Origin of the sequence: Aequorivita vitellina, assembly GCF_022008365.1 — a bacterium.
GTDB classification, from domain to species: Bacteria; Bacteroidota; Bacteroidia; order Flavobacteriales; family Flavobacteriaceae; genus Aequorivita; species Aequorivita vitellina.
This window is the reverse complement of record NZ_JAIRBA010000094.1, coordinates 1-1,115: the sequence shown is the minus strand read 5'-3', so window position 1 is coordinate 1,115 and position 1,115 is coordinate 1. Positions and strand designations below refer to the sequence as shown.

The following is a 1,115-nucleotide window of genomic DNA, read 5'->3' as shown; positions in this document are numbered from 1 at the left end:
TTGGCGCACTGACTTTTCGACTTATAACAGACCTTAAATTTATAAAATTAATTTCGGGTTTTGCACTTTGCCGCTATTGTGTTTATGCCTTGTTGCCCAATGTTTTTCTGCGTTCTGTTCCGCTTCTATTCCGCACTGCTTTTTTATCTTTCACTGTTCATCGCAAACTAAAACCGGCTTTTGCTGATTTTATCTTTCCGATGCCAAAAATGTCGCAGATCCAGTTTTTCCATTCCGTATTTTTATCCGCGCAATTTTTTCCGTTTCCGCTTAAAACACAATCATTTTAAAAAAAATCCGAAAGCTTTTCGGATGGGTTTTCTTTCAAAATATTCTTTAATCAAATATTGGGCAACGTTTAGTATAACCGCAGTTACGGGACTAAATTTAATGTTTTTCGGATAAGCACCTACGGTAGCAATTACGCGTGGATTCGGACGCAGTCGAATCCGCCGTAATTGCGGTTATACATTGTTAGCTATCGTTTTTATTTCTCAAATATATTCTACGGTCATTTTCCATTTGAAATATTTCGGACATTAATTTATCCGATGGTTTAGGAAATAACTCACAACCAAAAGGTTTCCATTCTACCTCTTTTGCCTTTGCTTTTTCATTTTTCAGTATTATCAGAGCTTCATTTATTTTGTCATTTTTAAGTAGTGCCCAAAAACCATAAACACGAATATTAGGAAAATTATTTTCGGTCATTTTGATGAAATCTGAAATCTCACCCTTCCGATAAATTTTAATGAAAATTAAATGCTGTTCATTGTCGGCAAACCATCTTTCACTAGACACATAATTTGAAGTGTATTTATCATTAACTTCATAAGTTTCTTTATTCCCAACTGGTTCATCAATAGGTCCGCTAAAATCAGAATCATTTAGGTTTACAGATATTTTAATTAATTCATCGACAAGGCTTTTTATTCTTTTTGAAGAATATTCTTGTCCGAGCGTTGATCCGAAGATTAGTAATGCAAATGATATGAGTATGTTTTTTTTCAAATGGTAGCTAACGTTTCTGCATATGATTAGTGGCCCGATTAAACACGGAATTTAGCAAATAAAAACCAAATAGAAAATCCGATAGGATTTTCGGAAGTAGGCTC

General features: G+C 34.1%; 1 protein-coding gene. It reads right to left on the bottom strand.

Annotated features, from left to right (window positions below):
* Window positions 1-474: 474 nt before the first annotated feature.
* The gene (locus K8089_RS16100; protein WP_237604311.1) at window positions 475-1,011 is read right to left on the bottom strand and encodes a hypothetical protein; all 537 of its coding nucleotides are present in this window, start codon (window positions 1,009-1,011) and stop codon (window positions 475-477) included.
* Window positions 1,012-1,115 lie beyond the last annotated feature (104 nt).